This window comes from Xanthomonas bonasiae, from assembly GCF_017163705.1.
In the GTDB taxonomy this organism is placed as follows: Bacteria; Pseudomonadota; Gammaproteobacteria; order Xanthomonadales; family Xanthomonadaceae; genus Xanthomonas_A; species Xanthomonas_A bonasiae.
Genome location: NZ_JAFIWB010000003.1, coordinates 92113 through 108193, shown reverse-complemented (window position 1 = coordinate 108193; position 16081 = coordinate 92113). Strand labels below are relative to the sequence as shown.

15 protein-coding genes and 1 riboswitch are annotated in these 16081 nt (G+C 70.1%); of the genes, 6 read left to right on the top strand and 9 right to left on the bottom strand.

The genetic code is table 11. The features are described 5' to 3' along the window. Positions 1-113: 113 nt before the first annotated feature. From infA to trxB, 5 genes are all read right to left on the bottom strand, one after another. Positions 114-332: a translation initiation factor IF-1 gene (infA, locus tag JR064_RS05120; protein ID WP_004425677.1), complete on the bottom strand. Its 219-nt coding sequence runs from the start codon at positions 330-332 to the stop codon at positions 114-116. A gap of 94 nt (positions 333-426) precedes the next feature. Then, on the bottom strand, positions 427-1164 hold the full coding sequence (aat, locus tag JR064_RS05115; RefSeq protein ID WP_191824229.1) for a leucyl/phenylalanyl-tRNA--protein transferase: 738 nt from the start codon (positions 1162-1164) through the stop codon (positions 427-429). A 30-nt stretch (positions 1165-1194) separates the two neighbouring features. Then, positions 1195-2319: a GNAT family N-acetyltransferase gene (locus JR064_RS05110; protein WP_206229026.1), complete on the bottom strand. Its 1125-nt coding sequence runs from the start codon at positions 2317-2319 to the stop codon at positions 1195-1197. Continuing rightward, positions 2316-3200: a hypothetical protein gene (locus JR064_RS05105; protein WP_206229025.1), complete on the bottom strand. Its 885-nt coding sequence runs from the start codon at positions 3198-3200 to the stop codon at positions 2316-2318. Before JR064_RS05105 ends, JR064_RS05110 begins: the two co-directional genes overlap by 4 nt. Continuing rightward, positions 3197-4165, bottom strand: coding sequence for a thioredoxin-disulfide reductase (gene trxB, locus JR064_RS05100; protein WP_179564606.1), 969 nt, complete (start codon positions 4163-4165; stop codon positions 3197-3199). Before trxB ends, JR064_RS05105 begins: the two co-directional genes overlap by 4 nt. Before the next feature lie 298 nt (positions 4166-4463). Here trxB and JR064_RS05095 point away from each other — a divergent pair, with 298 nt between their 5' ends. The 3 genes from JR064_RS05095 (at position 4464) to lolA (ending at position 9570) form a co-directional block, all read left to right on the top strand. Beyond that, positions 4464-6818: a DNA translocase FtsK 4TM domain-containing protein gene (locus JR064_RS05095; protein WP_206229024.1), complete on the top strand. Its 2355-nt coding sequence runs from the start codon at positions 4464-4466 to the stop codon at positions 6816-6818. 101 nt (positions 6819-6919) lie between these two features. After that, positions 6920-8869 (top strand): DUF3857 domain-containing protein, encoded by a 1950-nt coding sequence (locus JR064_RS05090; protein WP_241092866.1) that lies wholly within the window; start codon positions 6920-6922, stop codon positions 8867-8869. A 74-nt stretch (positions 8870-8943) separates the two neighbouring features. Next, on the top strand, positions 8944-9570 hold the full coding sequence (lolA, locus tag JR064_RS05085) for an outer membrane lipoprotein periplasmic chaperone LolA (RefSeq protein WP_191824226.1): 627 nt from the start codon (positions 8944-8946) through the stop codon (positions 9568-9570). A 36-nt stretch (positions 9571-9606) separates the two neighbouring features. On the opposite strand, the gene dmeF is transcribed toward lolA, so the two are convergent. Then, positions 9607-10713, bottom strand: coding sequence for a CDF family Co(II)/Ni(II) efflux transporter DmeF (gene dmeF / locus JR064_RS05080; RefSeq protein WP_206229023.1), 1107 nt, complete (start codon positions 10711-10713; stop codon positions 9607-9609). 181 nt (positions 10714-10894) lie between these two features. Between dmeF and JR064_RS05075 the strand changes: the two genes are divergently transcribed. Both JR064_RS05075 and crcB read left to right on the top strand, forming a co-directional pair. Next, on the top strand, positions 10895-12205 hold the full coding sequence (locus JR064_RS05075) for a replication-associated recombination protein A (RefSeq protein ID WP_206229095.1): 1311 nt from the start codon (positions 10895-10897) through the stop codon (positions 12203-12205). A gap of 1 nt (position 12206) precedes the next feature. After that, a riboswitch (Fluoride riboswitch) is annotated at positions 12207-12277 on the top strand. Between the two features lie 111 nt (positions 12278-12388). Continuing rightward, positions 12389-12808 (top strand): fluoride efflux transporter CrcB, encoded by a 420-nt coding sequence (crcB, locus tag JR064_RS05070; protein ID WP_179564615.1) that lies wholly within the window; start codon positions 12389-12391, stop codon positions 12806-12808. An 18-nt stretch (positions 12809-12826) separates the two neighbouring features. Here the strand turns inward: crcB and JR064_RS05065 are convergent, their stop codons facing one another. Genes JR064_RS05065 through JR064_RS05055 form a run of 3 tightly spaced genes read right to left on the bottom strand, consistent with a single transcriptional unit; the run spans position 12827 to position 15119 of the window. Then, positions 12827-13159, bottom strand: a complete 333-nt coding sequence (locus tag JR064_RS05065; protein ID WP_179564617.1) for a DUF3325 domain-containing protein — start codon at positions 13157-13159, stop codon at positions 12827-12829. After that, complete coding sequence (locus JR064_RS05060) at positions 13156-14775, bottom strand: PepSY-associated TM helix domain-containing protein (RefSeq protein ID WP_206229022.1); 1620 nt, start codon at positions 14773-14775, stop codon at positions 13156-13158. The genes JR064_RS05065 and JR064_RS05060 overlap by 4 nt, the downstream gene beginning before the upstream one ends. Continuing rightward, complete coding sequence (locus JR064_RS05055; protein ID WP_191824223.1) at positions 14772-15119, bottom strand: DUF3649 domain-containing protein; 348 nt, start codon at positions 15117-15119, stop codon at positions 14772-14774. The genes JR064_RS05060 and JR064_RS05055 overlap by 4 nt, the downstream gene beginning before the upstream one ends. A 500-nt stretch (positions 15120-15619) precedes the next feature. On the opposite strand from JR064_RS05055, the gene JR064_RS05050 reads away from it, so the two are divergent. Continuing rightward, a complete protein-coding gene (locus JR064_RS05050) occupies positions 15620-15979 on the top strand; it encodes a response regulator (protein WP_206229021.1) in 360 nt (119 codons plus the stop codon). Positions 15980-16081 lie beyond the last annotated feature (102 nt).

The following is a 16081-nucleotide window of genomic DNA, read 5'->3' as shown; positions in this document are numbered from 1 at the left end:
AACGCCAGGCACGACAGAAGGCGGCTGCAGACCCTGCAGTCGCCTTGCGATGTCACCGATGAGAGACGAGAAGGCGGCCGGTGGCCGCCTTTCTTACAACCGCTGCGGGGCGGTCACTTCATGCGGTAGGTGATACGACCCTTGGTCAGATCGTACGGGGTCATCTCGACCTTCACCCGGTCGCCGGTCAGGATGCGGATGTAGTTCTTGCGCATGCGTCCGGAGATGTGGGCGATGATCTCGTGCCCGTTTTCCAGCTTGACCCGGAAGGTGGTATTGGGCAACGTCTCGCTGACGGTGCCTTCGAATTCGATGGAGTCGTCTTTCGACATGTAATCCTGTGCGATTTCGCGTGCGGCCAAAGGCCTTAAGAGCGGGGATTTTACTCGCCTCGGCCGCAGCATGCAAAGTTTGCGTTAATGCGGCTCAGGGCAAGGCCAGTTCCGCGGCCGCCAGTTCGCCGAAACGCGGCGTCCACGGGCCGGCCGGGCCGGGCTCGGCCACCAGTGCGGCGATCGCGTCGAGGAACGCGGCACGCGGCCAGCGCTCGGCGCCGAGGCTGAGCAGGTGGTCGTTCTCGACCTGGGCATCGATCAGCGGCCAGCCCCAGCCATGCAGGCGCCTGGCCAATGCCGCCAGCGCCACCTTGGAACCGCCGCTGCGCGCGCTGAACATGCTTTCGCCGAAGAACATGCGTCCGCGCGCCACGCCGTAGATGCCGCCGACCAGTGCCTCGCCGTCGAACACCTCCACCGAGTGCGCGTGCCCGGCGCGATGCAGGGCAACATAGGCGGCGGTCATCTCGGCGGTGATCCAGGTCCCGTCCTGGCCGCGGCGCGGTGCCTGCGCGCAGGCCGCGATCACCTGCGCGAACGCGGTGTCGGCGCGCACCCGCCACGGCGAGTGGCGCAGCGAACGGCGGAAGCGCGAGGACAGCCGCACCCCGTCGCTGCGGAACACGGTGCGCGGGTCCGGGCTCCACCACAGGATCGGATCGCCGTCCGAGTACCAGGGGAAGATGCCGTGCGCGTAGGCATTGAGCAGGCGCGTCGGGGTCAGGTCGCCGCCGATCGCGAGCAGGCCTTCCGGTTCGCGCAGCGCGCTCGCCGCGGGCGGGAACGGGGCGGCCGGATCGGCGGCAAGCAGGGCAGGGAGACGGCGCATCGGCGCAGGGTAGCCGATCGGGCGGGCGGTTCAGTCCTGGCGGAACGGCGAGTGCCGCAGCAGGGTCGCCGCATGCTGGCGCACCGCTGCGGTTTCCTCCGCGCACCAGTCGGCCAGCGGCGCGCGGAAGCCGGGGTCGGCGATCCAGTGGCGGCTGCGCACCAGCCGCGGCAGGAAGCCGCGGGCGATCTTGTGCTCGCCCTGCGCGCCGGGCTCGAACCGGGTCAGGCCTTCGCGCAGGCAGTAGTCGACGCCCTGGTAGTAGCAGGTCTCGAAGTGCAGGCCGGGCAGGGTGTCGCCGCCCCAGTAGCGGCCGTACAAGGTGTCGCCACCGCGCAGGCACAGCGCTCCGGCTACCGGCGTTTCATCCAGAATGGCTAGGAATATCAGGAAATTACGCGGCATTTCTCGCGCAAGATGCGAGAAGAACTCCAGCGTCAGCGCCGGCGAGTTGCCGTAGTCGTCGAAGGTGCGCAGGTAGAACGCGTACATCGCCTGCAGGTCGGCGGCGCTGGCCTCGTCGCCGTGCACGACGCGGAAGCCGATGCCGGCGCGCTGCACCTTGGCCCGCTCCTGGCGGATGTTCTTGCGCCGCTTGTGGTCCATCGCCGCCAGGTAGGCATCGAACTCGGTCCAGCCGGCGTCGTTGTGCCACTGGTACTGCACGTCGCTGCGCGCCAGCCAGTCGTCGCCGAACGCGGCGTCCTCGTCGGCGCTGTGGAAGTTCACGTGCGCCGAGGACAGGCCGCTGGCCTGGGTCAACGCCTGCATCGCCGCCAGCAGCGCCTGGCGGCCGGCGCTGTCGCGCGCCAGCAGGCGCGGTCCGGTCACCGGTGAATACGGCACCGCGCACAGCCATTTCGGGAAATAGTCCTGGCCGTAGCGCGCATAGGCATGCGCCCAGGCATGGTCGAACACGAATTCGCCGTGCGAGTTGGTCTTCAGGTACCCCGGCGCAGCGGCGACCAGCGCGTCGCCGTCCCACAGGGTCAGGTGTAGCGGATTCCAGCCCCAGTCCGGGCGCAGGCAGCCATGCCGTTCCAGGCCGGCCAGGAACGCGTGCGCGACGAACGGGTTGCGGCCGTCGTGCAGGGCGTCCCAAGCGGACGCGGCGACCTCGTCGAGCCGGTGCAGCCAGCGTACCTGCTGGGTCATCGCCGGGCTGGTTCGGGACGGGCCGGCGCGGTGAACGAGAGCGGCAGGACGACCGCGGCGAGCGCCCGGTCGGTGCAGTCAAGCCCGGTCCTGGGCAACTGCGCCAGGCGCGCCGTCACCCGAGCCAGGCCGGCGGCACGTTGCGGCGGCGCCGCCGCCTGCGCTGCGCTGGATTCGAACGAGCCCGGGCAGGGCCGGTAGAGAAAGCGCAACTGGGTGCCATCGGACGCGTTGACGCCCAGTTCGCTGGAGAACGTGCTCATCGCGCCGCGCAACAGCGCCGAGGCCAGCGCCAGGTGCTGCTGCGCCGCCTCGCTCTGCACGGCGGCCTCGGTCTTCGCGCCTGCCGGCGCCTGCGACGGACGCGCTGCCAGCAAGCGTTGCACTTCGCTGGCGCCGCCCGGAAGATCGCCCAGCGCGACCAGGGCCGCAAGCGTGTCGGCCGCGTCGGCGGTGCCGCCAGCCGCGTCCTCGCGCAACCAGCCCAGGGCGCGCTCGCGGCGCTGCGCGGCTGTCGGAATGCCAGCCAGCAGGCACTCGCCGAGAAAACGGGTGAACACGGCCCGCGCGCCGGCATCGCCAGCGATGGCCTCGGCCGTGATGCGGTCGCCGGTGTCGCGCACGGACTTGCTCATCGACCTCATCAGCAGCTTGATGCTGTCGTCGGCCCCGGTACCGAGCAAGCCGCCGGCCATCGTCGCGGCCAGCGCATCGACCTGTTCCGGGGACATGCAGAACGCCATATGCGCCGCTTCCACCGAGCCGATCGTCAGCGGCGGCGCCACGGGCTCGGCATGCAGCGCGCCCGCCGCCGCGAGCAGGCCGGCGAGCGCGACGCCACGGCGGCCGCGCTCGGCGGCCCGGGAGCCCGATTCGGTCAAGCGCCCTTGTCCAGATAGCGCTCGGCATCCAGCGCGGCCATGCAGCCGAAGCCGGCCGAGGTGATCGCCTGGCGGTAGTGCTGGTCGGCGACGTCGCCGGCGGCGAACACGCCCGGCACCGAGGTCTCGGTGGCCGCGCCGCCGAGGCCGGAGCGGATCTCCAGGTAGCCGTTGTTCATCGCCAGCTGGCCGTCGAACAGCTGCGTGTTCGGGTGGTGGCCGATGGCCACGAAGAACCCATGCGCTTCGATCTCGCGGGTGCTGCCGTCCTGGGTGGACTTGACCCGCACCCCGGTGACGCCGGCCTCGTTGCCCAGCACTTCGTCGATGGCGTGGTGCCAGACGGTCTCGATCTTGCCCGCCGCGACCTTGGCGAACAGCTTGTCCTGCATGATCTTCTCGGCGCGCAGGGTGTCGCGGCGGTGCACCAGGTAGACCTTGCGGGCGATGTTGGACAGGTACAGCGCCTCTTCCACCGCGGTGTTGCCGCCGCCCACCACGACCACGTCCTGGTCCTTGTAGAAGAAGCCGTCGCAGGTGGCGCAGGCGGACACGCCGCGGCCCTTGAACGCTTCTTCCGAGGGGATGCCCAGGTACTTGGCGGTGGCGCCGGTGGCGATGACCAGCGCGTCGCAGGTGTACTCGGCACTGTCGCCGCTGAGCCTGAACGGGCGTTGCGACAGGTCGGCGGTGTGGATGTGGTCGAAGATCACCTCGGTATCGAAGCGCTCGGCATGCGCCTGCATCCGCGCCATCAGGTCGGGACCCTGCAGGCCATGGGCGTCGCCGGGCCAGTTGTCGACCTCGGTGGTGGTCATCAGCTGGCCGCCCTGCTGCAGGCCGGTGATGACCACCGGCTTGAGATTGGCGCGCGCGGCGTAGACCGCGGCGGTCCAGCCGGCCGGGCCCGACCCCAGGATCAGCAGGCGGGAATGCTTGGCGGAATTGGCGACAGAAGAGCTCATGTATACTCGCGAAGAGGTGGAAATGGCGGCGGATTCGCGGCATTGCGCGGCTTCCGGCGTAGTCGCATAGAGTGGCGGCCGGCCTGGGATGAATCAAGCCGCGTGGCGAGAACGCTGCGGCCTGCGGCCAGCGCGCCGCCTTGCGCCCGCCGCGTGTCCATGCCGCCGCGTCGCGGTGGGGAAGAGGGCGCTGGACGATTCAGGCTTCGCCTGCCGATCCGGTGCCGACTGCTGAAATGCCGATCCGATTCGTTTATTATCAATCACTAACGGTGTATTTCTAAGGTCTGGTCATAGCGTGGCGAAGCAGGTTCCGGAACGCGGCAAATCCCAGGGCGCCAATGCGGCCGCACGCAAGCAGGCCGCCGCGGCCAATCCGCGTCGGCAGAAGCTGTGGCGCGACCTGGCGCTGATCGCGATCGCGCCGCTGCTGTTGTACCTGCTGGCCAGCCTGGCCACCTATTCGGCGACCGACCCGGGCTGGTCGCATACCGGCAGCGTGGTCGCGCCGGTGCACAACATGGGCGGCAAGTTCGGCGCCTGGATCGCCGACGTGCTGCTGCAGCTGTTCGGCTACGTGGCGTTCCTGCTGCCGGTGGTGATCGGCGCGGTCTCCTGGATCGCGCTGTTCGGCATGGACAGCGATGGCGACGGCGAGGCCGACCTGGGCCCGGCGCTGCGCCTGGTCGGGATCGTCGGTTTCCTGATCGCCGGCACCGGGCTGCTGCACCTGCGCCTGTTCAGCGGCGACGTGGCCGGTGCCGGCGGCATCCTCGGCAAGCTGGTCGGCAGTTCGCTGACCGCCGGCTTCGGCGCGCTGGGCAGCAACCTGTTCGTGCTGGTGCTGCTGCTGGTGTCGATCACCCTGGCCACCGGGTTGTCCTGGTTCGCGGTGATGGAGCGCATCGGCCGCGCGGTGATGACCCTGCCGACGCTGGCCCGGCGCGGCAGCCAGCAGGCCAACGAATGGCAGCAGACCCGCGCCATGCGCGAGGAACGCGAGGAAGTGCGCAAGGTCGATGCGGTGCAGCGCGCCAAGCGCGAACCGGTCAAGATCGAGCCGCCGCCGGCGCCGGTGGTGGAGAAGAGCGAGCGGGCCAAGCGCGAGCAGCAGATCCCGCTGTTCCACGGGACCGGCGGCGACCAGTCCGGCATCCCGCCGCTGGCCCTGCTCGACGATCCCAAGCCGCAGACCAAGGGCTATTCCGAGGAAACCCTGGAGACCCTGTCGCGGCAGATCGAGTTCAAGCTCAAGGACTTCCGCATCGAGGCGCAGGTGGTCGGCGCCTATCCGGGCCCGGTGATCACCCGCTTCGAGATCGAGCCGGCGCCGGGCGTCAAGGTCAGCCAGATCAGCTCGCTGGACAAGGACATCGCGCGCGGCCTGTCGGTGAAGTCGGTGCGCGTGGTCGACGTGATCCCGGGCAAGTCGGTGGTCGGCCTGGAGATCCCCAACGTCAGCCGCGAGATGATCTATCTCAGCGAGCTGCTGCGCTCCAAGGAATACGACAAGTCGGCCAGCCCGCTGACCCTGGCGCTGGGCAAGGACATCGCCGGCCGCCCGACCGTGGCCGACCTGGCGCGCATGCCGCACCTGCTGGTCGCCGGCACCACCGGCTCGGGCAAGTCGGTGGCGGTCAACGCGATGGTGCTGAGCCTGCTGTACAAGGCCTCGGCCAAGGAACTGCGGATGCTGATGATCGACCCGAAGATGCTCGAGCTGAGCGTCTACCAGGGCATCCCGCACCTGCTGGCGCCGGTGGTCACCGACATGAAGGAGGCCGCCAACGGCCTGCGCTGGTGCGTGGCGGAGATGGAGCGCCGCTACAAGCTGATGAGCACGGTCGGGGTGCGCAACCTGGCCGGCTTCAACAAGAAGGTCAAGGACGCGCAGGACGCCGGGCAGCCGATGATGGACCCGCTGTTCAAGCCCAACCCGGACCTGGCCGAGGCGCCGCGGCCGCTGGACACGCTGCCGTTCATCGTCATCTTCATCGACGAATTCGCCGACATGATGATGATCGTCGGCAAGAAGGTCGAAGAGCTGATCGCGCGCCTGGCGCAGAAGGCGCGCGCCGCCGGCATCCACCTGATCCTGGCCACCCAGCGCCCGTCGGTGGACGTGATCACCGGCCTGATCAAGGCCAACATCCCGACCCGCATCGCGTTCCAGGTCAGCTCCAAGATCGACTCGCGCACCATCCTCGACCAGTCCGGCGCCGAGACCCTGCTCGGCCACGGCGACATGCTGTACCTGCCGCCGGGCACGGCGATGCCCGACCGCGTGCACGGCGCCTTCGTCAGCGACGAGGAAGTGCACCGCGTGGTCGAGCACCTCAAGGCCAGCGGCCCGGCCGACTACATCGAGGGCGTGCTCGACGAGGTGCAGACCATGGGCGACGGCACCGTGGTAGGCGCCACCGGCCTGCCGGAGAGCAGCGGCGGCGGGGACGAATCCGACCCGCTGTACGACGAAGCCCTGCGCATCGTCACCGAGACCCGCCGCGCGTCGATCTCCGGCGTGCAGCGGCGGCTGAAGATCGGCTACAACCGCGCCGCGCGGTTGATCGAAGCGATGGAGGCGGCCGGCGTGGTCAGCCCGCCCGAACACAACGGCGACCGCAGCGTGCTGGCGCCGCCGCCGCCGAAGTGAGACGCGCGACGCGGCCCGCATCCCGGTTCCCGGCCATCGGAACCACCCGGCGCAGCGCCGCATGCGATGCTGGCGGCCGTTCCCGCCCGCTGCCGTTGCCGATGTCCCGAACCGCCTGCACCGTGCGCCTGTTGCTGTGCGCCGTCCTTGCCGTGGCCGGATCCGCCGCCGCCGCGCAGCCGCCAGCCGCTGCCGCCGCAGCGGCCAGCCCTGCAGCGGCCACGCCCGAAGTCGCCAACAACTACAGCTACGTGCGCTACCGCGCCGACTACGAGGTGCGCGACGACGCCAGCAGCGTGGAGACCGACGAGTACGAGCTGCTGCTGAAGACCAAGGCCGGCGTGGACAAGTTCAGCCAGGTGCGGCTGAGCTACAGCGAGAAGCTGGAGACGCTGGAGGTGCTGGCGGCCTACGCGATCACCCCGGACGGGCTGCGCCACGACGTGCCGGCCGACAAGATCTACACCCAGGAAAGCTACTCCAGCGCCTCGGCGGCGATGTACGCCGACCGCAAGGTCAAGGTGGTGGTGTTCCCCAACCTGATGCCGGGCACGCGGCTGGTGTACCGGGTGCGCCGCACCCAGACCGTGCCGTACTTCCCGGGCTATTTCAGCCTGTGGGAGACCTTCAGCGTGTTCTCCCAGTACGACGACGCGACGGTGACCCTGGTCGCGCCGCGGCGCATGCCGATGCACGTGTCCACGCGCGGGGTGGACGGCGCCGACACGCCGAAGATCGACGGCGCGCAGGCGCGCTGGGAATGGCGCTACCAGCGCCGCGAGCCGATGAAGAGCCAGAACTGGGCGGCGGCGACCTGGGAGTTCAGCCCGACCATCATGGCCAGCAGCTTCCGCCGCTGGTCGCAGATGGGCCAGGCCTACCAGCGCAGCAGCGGCGTCGCCGCGCAGGTCACGCCGAAGGTGCGCGCCCGCGCCGAGCAGATCACCGCCGGCATCGGCGACCGCCGCGCACAGGCCGCGGCGCTGTACGAATGGGTGGCGCGCAACATCCGCTACGTGGCGGTGTACCTGGGCAACGGCGGGCTGGAGCCGAACAGCGCCGACAGTATCCTCGACAACCACTACGGCGACTGCAAGGACCACACCGTGGTGCTGGAGGCGCTGCTGGCGGCCAAGGGCATCGCCAGCACGCCGGTGCTGATCGGCGCCGAAGGCGGGCCGACCCTGCCCGAGGTGCCGGTGCTCGGCCGCTTCAACCACGCCATCACCTATCTGCCCGAGTTCAAGCTGTACGTGGACTCGACCAATCCCTACGCGCGCTTCGGCCAGCTGCCGGCCGGCGATCTCGGCGTGCCGGTGCTGCACACCGTCGACGGCAGCGTGGCGCGGACCCCGCCCAACGATGCGCGGCTGAACCTGTACCAGGCCGAGGCCGACTACCGCTTCGCCGCCGACGGCAGCCTGAGCGGCACCACCCGGCTGGACAGCGGCCAGATCGGCGAGATCGGCCTGCGCACCATGTTCGTGCAGCTCAATACGCAGAACCGCACCCGCATCGAGGAATCGATCCTGGCCGCGTCCGGCTTCGACGGCAGCGGCGAACTGGAGCTGCAGGGCGCGCCGCAGGACCTGAGCCGGCCGTTCGGCTACGCCTACCGGTTCCGTGCCAGCGACTACGTCGACTTCGGCGTGGTCGGCGGCATGACCCTGCCGCAGATGCCCGGCGCCGATTCGGTGCGCGGGGTCTATGCGACTACCTCGGCCGAGCGCAACCTGACCCCGTTCTACTGCAACGACAACGCGCGCAGCGAGACCTACCGGCTGACCTTCCCGGACAGCGTGCCGATCATCGCGATCCCGGCCGACACCCATTTCCGCAACGCCGCCGGCGAATACGCCGCGACCTGGGTGCGCGACGGGCAGACGGTGGTCGCCACGCACACGCTGCACCGGCGTGCGGTGCATGGCCCGCAGGCGCTGTGCCAGCCGCAGGACTACGCCGCGTTCCGCGAGCTGTACCAGCAGGTGCGGCGCGGCTTCCGCGGCCAGATCCTGTACGGCGACCTCGGCCGCATGCAGACCGGGCACTGAGCGCATCGGGGTCTGATCGCCTATTCAGCTTGTTCGCGGCACACTTCCCACACTCCATCCGGAACCCCATCCGCATGCTTCGCACACTCCGCTATACCGTCCTCGCCAGCGCGCTGCTGGCCGGCAGCGCCTTCGCCGGCGCGCGCGACGACCTGAACACCTTCACCCGCGGGCTCAAGGGCCTGGACGGCCAGTTCGCGCAGAAAGTCTATGACGGCAAGGGCGCGCTGAAGGAAACCGCCAGCGGCCGCGTCGCGCTGTCGGCGCCGCGCCTGTTCCGCTGGGAATACCGCAAGCCCTATACGCAGCTGATCGTCGCCGACGGCGCCAAGGTCTGGGTCTACGATCCGGACCTGAAGCAGGTCACCGTGCGCACCCAGGGCGCCGAGGAGCAGAACAGCCCGCTGACCGCGCTGATCGACCCGGGCAAGCTGGACCGCCAGTACGACGTCAGCGAGGAAGCGGTGGCGCGCGACGGCCTGCAGTGGCTGTCGATGACGCCGAAGGTGGACACCGAGGCCAGCTTCCAGATCGCCAAGCTCGGCTTCGACGGAAACGGCCTGGCGCGGATGGAGGTGGTCGATGCGGTCGGCCAGCGCACCGAGATCAGCTTCAGCGGCTGGAAGCGCAACCCGGCCTTCGCCGCCGGCACCTTCCGCTACGTGCCGGACAAGGACGTGGACGTGGTCGGCGACCGCTGAGGCGCCGAACGCCGGCTGCGGCCACGCCGGGCCGGCTCAATCGGGGCAGGTCTGCACTTCGATGCTGACGTGCCCCAGTGTCGCCACGCCTTCCAGGCGCGCGTGATAGAACGCCGCCGGCCGCGGCCGGTGGGTCACCAGCGACACGATCGCCGCATGCTGGCCGGGACCGATCCGCCACACGTGCAGGTCGGCGATGCGCTCGTCGTCCTGTTCCAGGCGTTGCCGGATCTGCGCCTGCAAGGCGGCCGGCGCCGAGGCGTCGAGCAGCACCGCGCCGGTGTCGCGCAACAAGCCCAGCGACCAGCGCGCGATGACGATGGCGCCGACGATGCCCATCAGCGCGTCCATCCACAGCCAGCCCAGGGTCTTGGCCAGCAGCAGGGCCACGATCGCCAGCACCGAGGTCAGCGCATCGGCCAGCATGTGCACGTAGGCCGAGCGCAGGTTGTTGTCGGTGTGCGCGTGCGTGGCGTGGTCACTGCTGCCATGCGTATGGTCGGGCCCAGGGGCGTGGGCATGATCGTGCCCATGCCCGTGCCCGTGTGCATGATCGTCGTGGTCGTGGTCGTGGTCGTGATGTGCGTGGCGCTGCGCGGCCGACGCCTGCGCCGCGTGGGAATGGCCGTGCCCGTGATCGTGGCTGTGATCGTGATCGTGGCTGTGATCGTGACCATGGTGATGGTCGGCACCGAGCATCCAGGCGCTGACCAGGTTCACCAACAGGCCCAAGGACGCGATCCAGATCGCCTCGTCGTAGGCGATGTGGACCGGCTGCGCCAGGCGCAGCGCCGACTCCACGCCGATGCCGAGCGCGATCAGGGCCAGGATCAGCGCGCTGCAGAACCCGGCCAGGTCGCCGACCTTGCCGGTGCCGAAGCTGAAGCGCGGATCGTGCCGGTGGCGGCGCGCGAACCAGTAGGCGAAGCCGGCGATCGACAGCGCCCCGGCATGGGTGGCCATGTGCATGCCGTCGGCGAGCAGCGCCATCGAGCCGGTCCACCAGCCGGCGACGATCTCCACCAGCATCATCGCCGCGGTCAGCGCGACCACCGCCCAGGTCCGGCGCGCATTGCGCTCGTGGCGATCGCCGAGGAAGTCGTGCGCATGGGTGAAGGCGTCCAGCGTGCGGTGGTGGCTCATCGGGGCACTCGCGGGGCAGGGGGAACGCAACGGATTGTAGCGACAGCGCGGCGCCGGTTTGCGCTGCCGGCGCCACCGGCAACGCGCGGCCTGCACGCGCCGGCGATAGAATGCGCAGGTGGCCAAGCGCAGACTCCTCGCCCCCGATACCCCCGACCTGCTGAGCGTCGATCGCGATGCGATGCGCCCGCTGGCCGAGCGCATGCGCCCGCGCACGCTGGACGAAATGGTCGGGCAGAAACGCCTGCTGGCCCCGGCCAGCGCGCTGCGCCGCGCGGTCGAGTCCGGGCGCGTGCATTCGATGATCCTGTGGGGACCGCCCGGCTGCGGCAAGACCACCCTGGCGCTGCTGCTGGCGCACTATGCCGAGGCCGAGTTCAAGGCGATCTCGGCGGTGCTGTCGGGCCTGCCGGAGGTGCGGCTGGTGCTGGCCGAGGCCGCGCAGCGCTTCGCCGACGGGCGCCGCACGGTGTTGTTCGTGGACGAGGTGCACCGTTTCAACAAGGCGCAGCAGGACGCGTTCCTGCCGCACATCGAGCGCGGCACCATCCTGTTCGTCGGCGCCACCACCGAGAACCCGTCGTTCGAACTGAACTCGGCGCTGCTCTCGCGCTGCCGCGTGCACGTGCTGGAATCGGTGTCGCCGCAGGACATCGTCGAGGCGCTGCAGCGTGCGCTGCACGACAGCGAGCGCGGCCTGGGCGAGGACGCGATCCAGGTCTCGGACGCCGCGCTGCTGGAGATCGCCAGCGCCGCCGACGGCGACGTGCGGCGTGCGCTGACCCTGCTGGAGATCGCCGCCGAGCTGGCCCAGGGCGAGGACGGCGAGATCACCCCGCAGACCCTGCTGCAGGTGCTGGCCGACCGCACCCGCCGCTTCGACAAGGGCGGCGAGCAGTTCTACGACCAGATCTCGGCGCTGCACAAGTCGGTGCGCAGCTCCAACCCGGATGCGGCGCTGTACTGGCTGACGCGCATGCTCGACGGCGGCTGCGATCCGGCCTACCTGGCGCGGCGGCTGACCCGCATGGCGATCGAGGACATCGGCCTGGCCGATCCGCGCGCCCAGCAGATGGCGCTGGAAGCCTGGGACATCTACGAGCGGCTGGGCAGCCCGGAAGGCGAACTGGCCTTCGCGCAACTGGTGCTGTACCTGGCCAGCACCGCCAAGTCCAACGCCGGCTACGCCGCGTTCAACCAGGCCAAGGCCGAAGTGCGCGAGAGCGGTACCCAGGAGGTGCCGCTGCATCTGCGCAACGCGCCGACCAAGCTGATGAAGACCCTCGGCTACGGCGAGCACTACCAGTACGACCACGATGCCGAAGGCGGCATCGCCCTGGACCAGACCGGGTTTCCGGATGCGATGGGCGAGCGCGTGTACTACCGGCCGGTGGAGCGCGGCCTGGAGATCAAGCTCAAGGACAAGCTCGACCGGCTGCGCGCCGCACGCGAGCAGGCACGGGCTGACAAGGCCAAGCCGACGCGCTCATAATCGGCATCAAGGAGATGGCATTCCTCCTCGAACCGCCCGCAGTCCCTGCGCGCTGATGATGCCTGCCCAACCCCCGCCGGGGCGGCAGGCCTGCGCCCCGGCATCGCCCGATCTGGAGACCACGATGCCGCACTTCGTTTTCGTTTTCCCACGCCGCCGCGCCGCCGCGCAGCGGGGCAGCGCATGAACTTCGCCCTGTGGTGGCAGCAGCTGTTGCTTGCGATGGCCGGCGGCGCGGTCGGCTCCGGTGTGCGCTTCGCCGTCGGTAGCGCCTTGTTGCAGCGCTACGGCGCCGGTTTCCCGTGGGGCACGCTGACGGTGAACCTGGTCGGCGCGTTCTTCGGCGGTTTCCTCCTGGTCTGGATCGAAGGCAAGGGCGCCAGCGCGCCGTACTGGCGTGCGTTGCTGGTCGTCGGCCTGCTCGGCGGCCTGACCACGTTCTCCTCGCTGATGATGGAAAGCCTGGTGTTCCTGCGCAACGGGCGCGGCGGCATGGTGCCGCTGTACCTGGCGATCACCCTGGCGGCGGGCCTGCTGCTGGTGATCGGCGGCGCCCGCGTGGCGACCGAACTGCGACCGCCGGCAGCCAGTGCCGGCAAGTGAGTGCATTGGCCGTGCGTGCTAGGACAGCAGCGCGGCCGCCAGCCCCAGCGGCGGCGCTGCCAGCGCCAGCGGCACGATGGCGCGCGGCCGGTACGGCAGCAGGCCGTAGGTCAGCAGCGCGGCGCTGGCGCTGAGCGTGCCCAGCCACAGCACCGGGCCGATGGTCCAGCCCAGCGCTGTCACGCAGCACGCGAACGCCGCGGCCAGCAGCAGCCAGCCGCCGATGCGCAGCTGGCGCATCCGCGCCGGCGCGGCGCGCTGCGCGCCGTACAGCTCCAGCTGGTGTTTCTCCATCGCCAGGCACAGCGCGACGAAGCCGGAAAAGGCCAGGCCCAGGCCGAGCAGGTTCATGGCGTCTCCAGTGCCGTGGTCGACACGGGCTGCGCCGCCGCCCGTTCGCGCGCGCGGCGTTCGGCCGCCGACAGCGGCGGCTGCCAGCGCTGCATGCGCCGCGCCGCGACCGCCAGCACGCAGCCCAGCCCGAAGCAGACCAGGTCCACGCCGGCCAGCGCCCAATCGCCGGTCGGCAGGGTATTGCCCAGATGCGCGTCGGTGGTCAGTGCGTTGAGCGCCGGCAGCAGCGCGAACAGGGCCGCACCCAGGTACAACTGCCAGGCCCACATCGCGCGCCTTGGCCAGACGAAGGCGGCGACCAGCGCCGCTGCCCAGGCAAGGAAGAACGCCGCCGCTTCCTGCTCCGGGCGCTCGGCCAGATGCACCGGGATCAGCCGGTTGCCCCAGAAATAGGCGGCGAAGGCGATCGGCAGGCCGGCCACCGTGCCGATGTTCAGCGCGTCGACCAGGCGCAGGCCGACACCGATCCGGCCGGCCTTGGCGTGCTTGGGCCGTTCCTTGACCGCCCACAGGATCACGCCGCTGGCCACCATCAGGCAGCCGAGCAGGCCGGAACCGAAGAACAGCCAGCGCAGCCCGGACCCGGCGAAGTGCGCCAGATGCAGGCCGTACAGCGTGCTGCGGGTCTGCGCGGCCGCGCCGGGGCTGCCGCTGCGCGCCAGGACCTGTCCGCTGCCGGCATCCAGCAGCAGCGACGGCGGGTCGTAGGCCAGGCGTCGGCCCTCGCCCTGGCGGATCTCGATCACCGCCGCGGCATCGCCCGGGTTGTACAGCGAGAACCCGGCGATCGGAGCCTGCGCGCCCCATTCGGCGCGCGCCACGTCCAGCAGGCGCGCGATCGGCAGGCGCGTGCCCGGCTGGCCGCTGGCTTCGCGGGGATTCTCCGGCTGCGAGAACGCTTCGGCGTAGAACGCTTCTTCGGCATTCGGATAGGCGACCTTGATGCCCCACGGCAGGTACATCAGCATCAGCGTGACCAGCCCGGTGTAGGTGATCATCGCGTGGTAGGGCAGGGCCAGCACCGCGCTGACGTTGTGGAAGTCCAGCCACGAGCGCTGGCCCTTGGCCGGGCGGAAGGTGAAGAAGTCCTTGAAGATCTTCTTGTGGGTGATGACCCCGCTGATGATCGCCACCAGCATGAACATGGCGCAGAAACCGACGATGTAGCGCGCCCACATCACCGGGATGTAGTGCAGGTCGAAGTGCAGGCGATAGAAGAACTCGCCGCCGCGGGTGTCGCGCGCGGTGCTGGCCTGGCCGCTGAGCGGATCCAGCAGCGCGTCGCCGAACATCTGCTTGCGGCTCTGGGCGCTGCCGTCGGCCGGCGGCGGATTGCGCCAGAACAGTTGCGTGAACGAGGAGCGCGCGCCCGGCAGCGACACCGTCCATTGCGGCGACTGCGGCGCTTGCCGCTCCAGAAACGCGACTGCACGTGCGGCCACGGTGTCCGTGCCCAGCGACGCGCGCGGCAATTCCGGGCGCATCCAGCGGCTGATCTCGTTGCGGAAGTAGCTGGCGGTGCCGGCCATGAAGATCAGCAGCAGCACCCAGCCGACCAGCAGCCCGGTCCAGGTGTGCAGCCAGGCCATCGACTGGCGGAATCCCTGCTTCATGGCGTGTGCTGCTGCAGCCAGGCGATGGCCAGGGCCATCGGCGCCAGCAACGCGACGATCCCCAGCCAGGCGCGGCCGGCGCTGCGCGCGGCGAACGCCCACAACGCGGTGCAGGCGCAGACCAGGATGCCCAGCATCATGCCGCTGAGCACGGCCTGCGCGCGCAGGCTCGGCCACAGCAGTGGCAGCAGCGCGGAGGTCGCCGCGGCCAGCGCATAACCGCCGAAGATCGCCGCCAGGGTGCGCGACAGCACGCCCAGCCAGGGTGGCAATGGACGCCGCGACGCGGCGGGCGGGCGCGAGGCGTGGGGATCGTGCAGGGGCGCGGGAGGAACTGGATGCATGGAAGCCTGTCGGGAAAAGGCACCGGCTTGGCATCGGGCTAGGCGGGAGCGTGGCGGCGATGAAACAATGCCGAACACGTTAATGATACGCATTCCTATCTTTGCTGCGCAATGCGCCGCCAATGCGGCAGTGGCGCAGCGCATGCCAGGACCATGCTGCGCAACGTGCCGCCGGGGTTGGCCGTCGGCTGAAGCGCTGGCGGAGCGATCCGCGGCGACGGCGCTCGAACCTTGCGGCCATGCCTGGTGCCATGGCCGCAGGTAGCGGAGGCGGCAGTCAGGCCACGGCACCGGCAAGCGGCTCGGGACGAATGACGATCTCTCGGGGCATGTTCCTGCGCTGCCATCGTTCTCGCGCTGCTGGCACCATGGGCCAGGCAACGATGCCGAGCGCAAGGGGCCGACGGCCGGTGCCGCGCTCCCGTCACGGCACGGTCCCGCGCCTGATGCGCGCGATCGCCGATCGATGCCGGCAACGGATCACTGCGGAGATGCGATGGATGAAGATTCTCGTGGTCGACGATTACCGCACCATGCGGCGTGCCATCCAGAACCTGTTGAACCGGCTCGGCTACGACGACGTGGCCGAGGCCGCAGACGGTGCGTCGGCCCTGGCGGCGTTGCGGGCGGACAGGATCGGCCTGGTCCTGTGCGACTGGAACATGCAACCGATGACCGGCCTGCAGCTCCTGCGCGAAATCCGCAGCGACCGTGCGCTGGCCGGCACGCCGTTCATCATGGTCCTGGCCAACGACAGGCGCGACGACATCACCGCCCTCAAGGAGGCGGGGGCGAGCGGCTACATCATGAAGCCCTTCAACGCCGAGACGCTGCAGGGCAAGATCAAGGCCGTGCTCTGACCGGTTTCGGCGATCGGCGATGCGACAGGGTCCAACCGGCCTGCGGTGCGTGCGCTGGTCGCGGCATGGCCAAGGCGGGCAAGCGCCGTGGCTGCGCAGCGC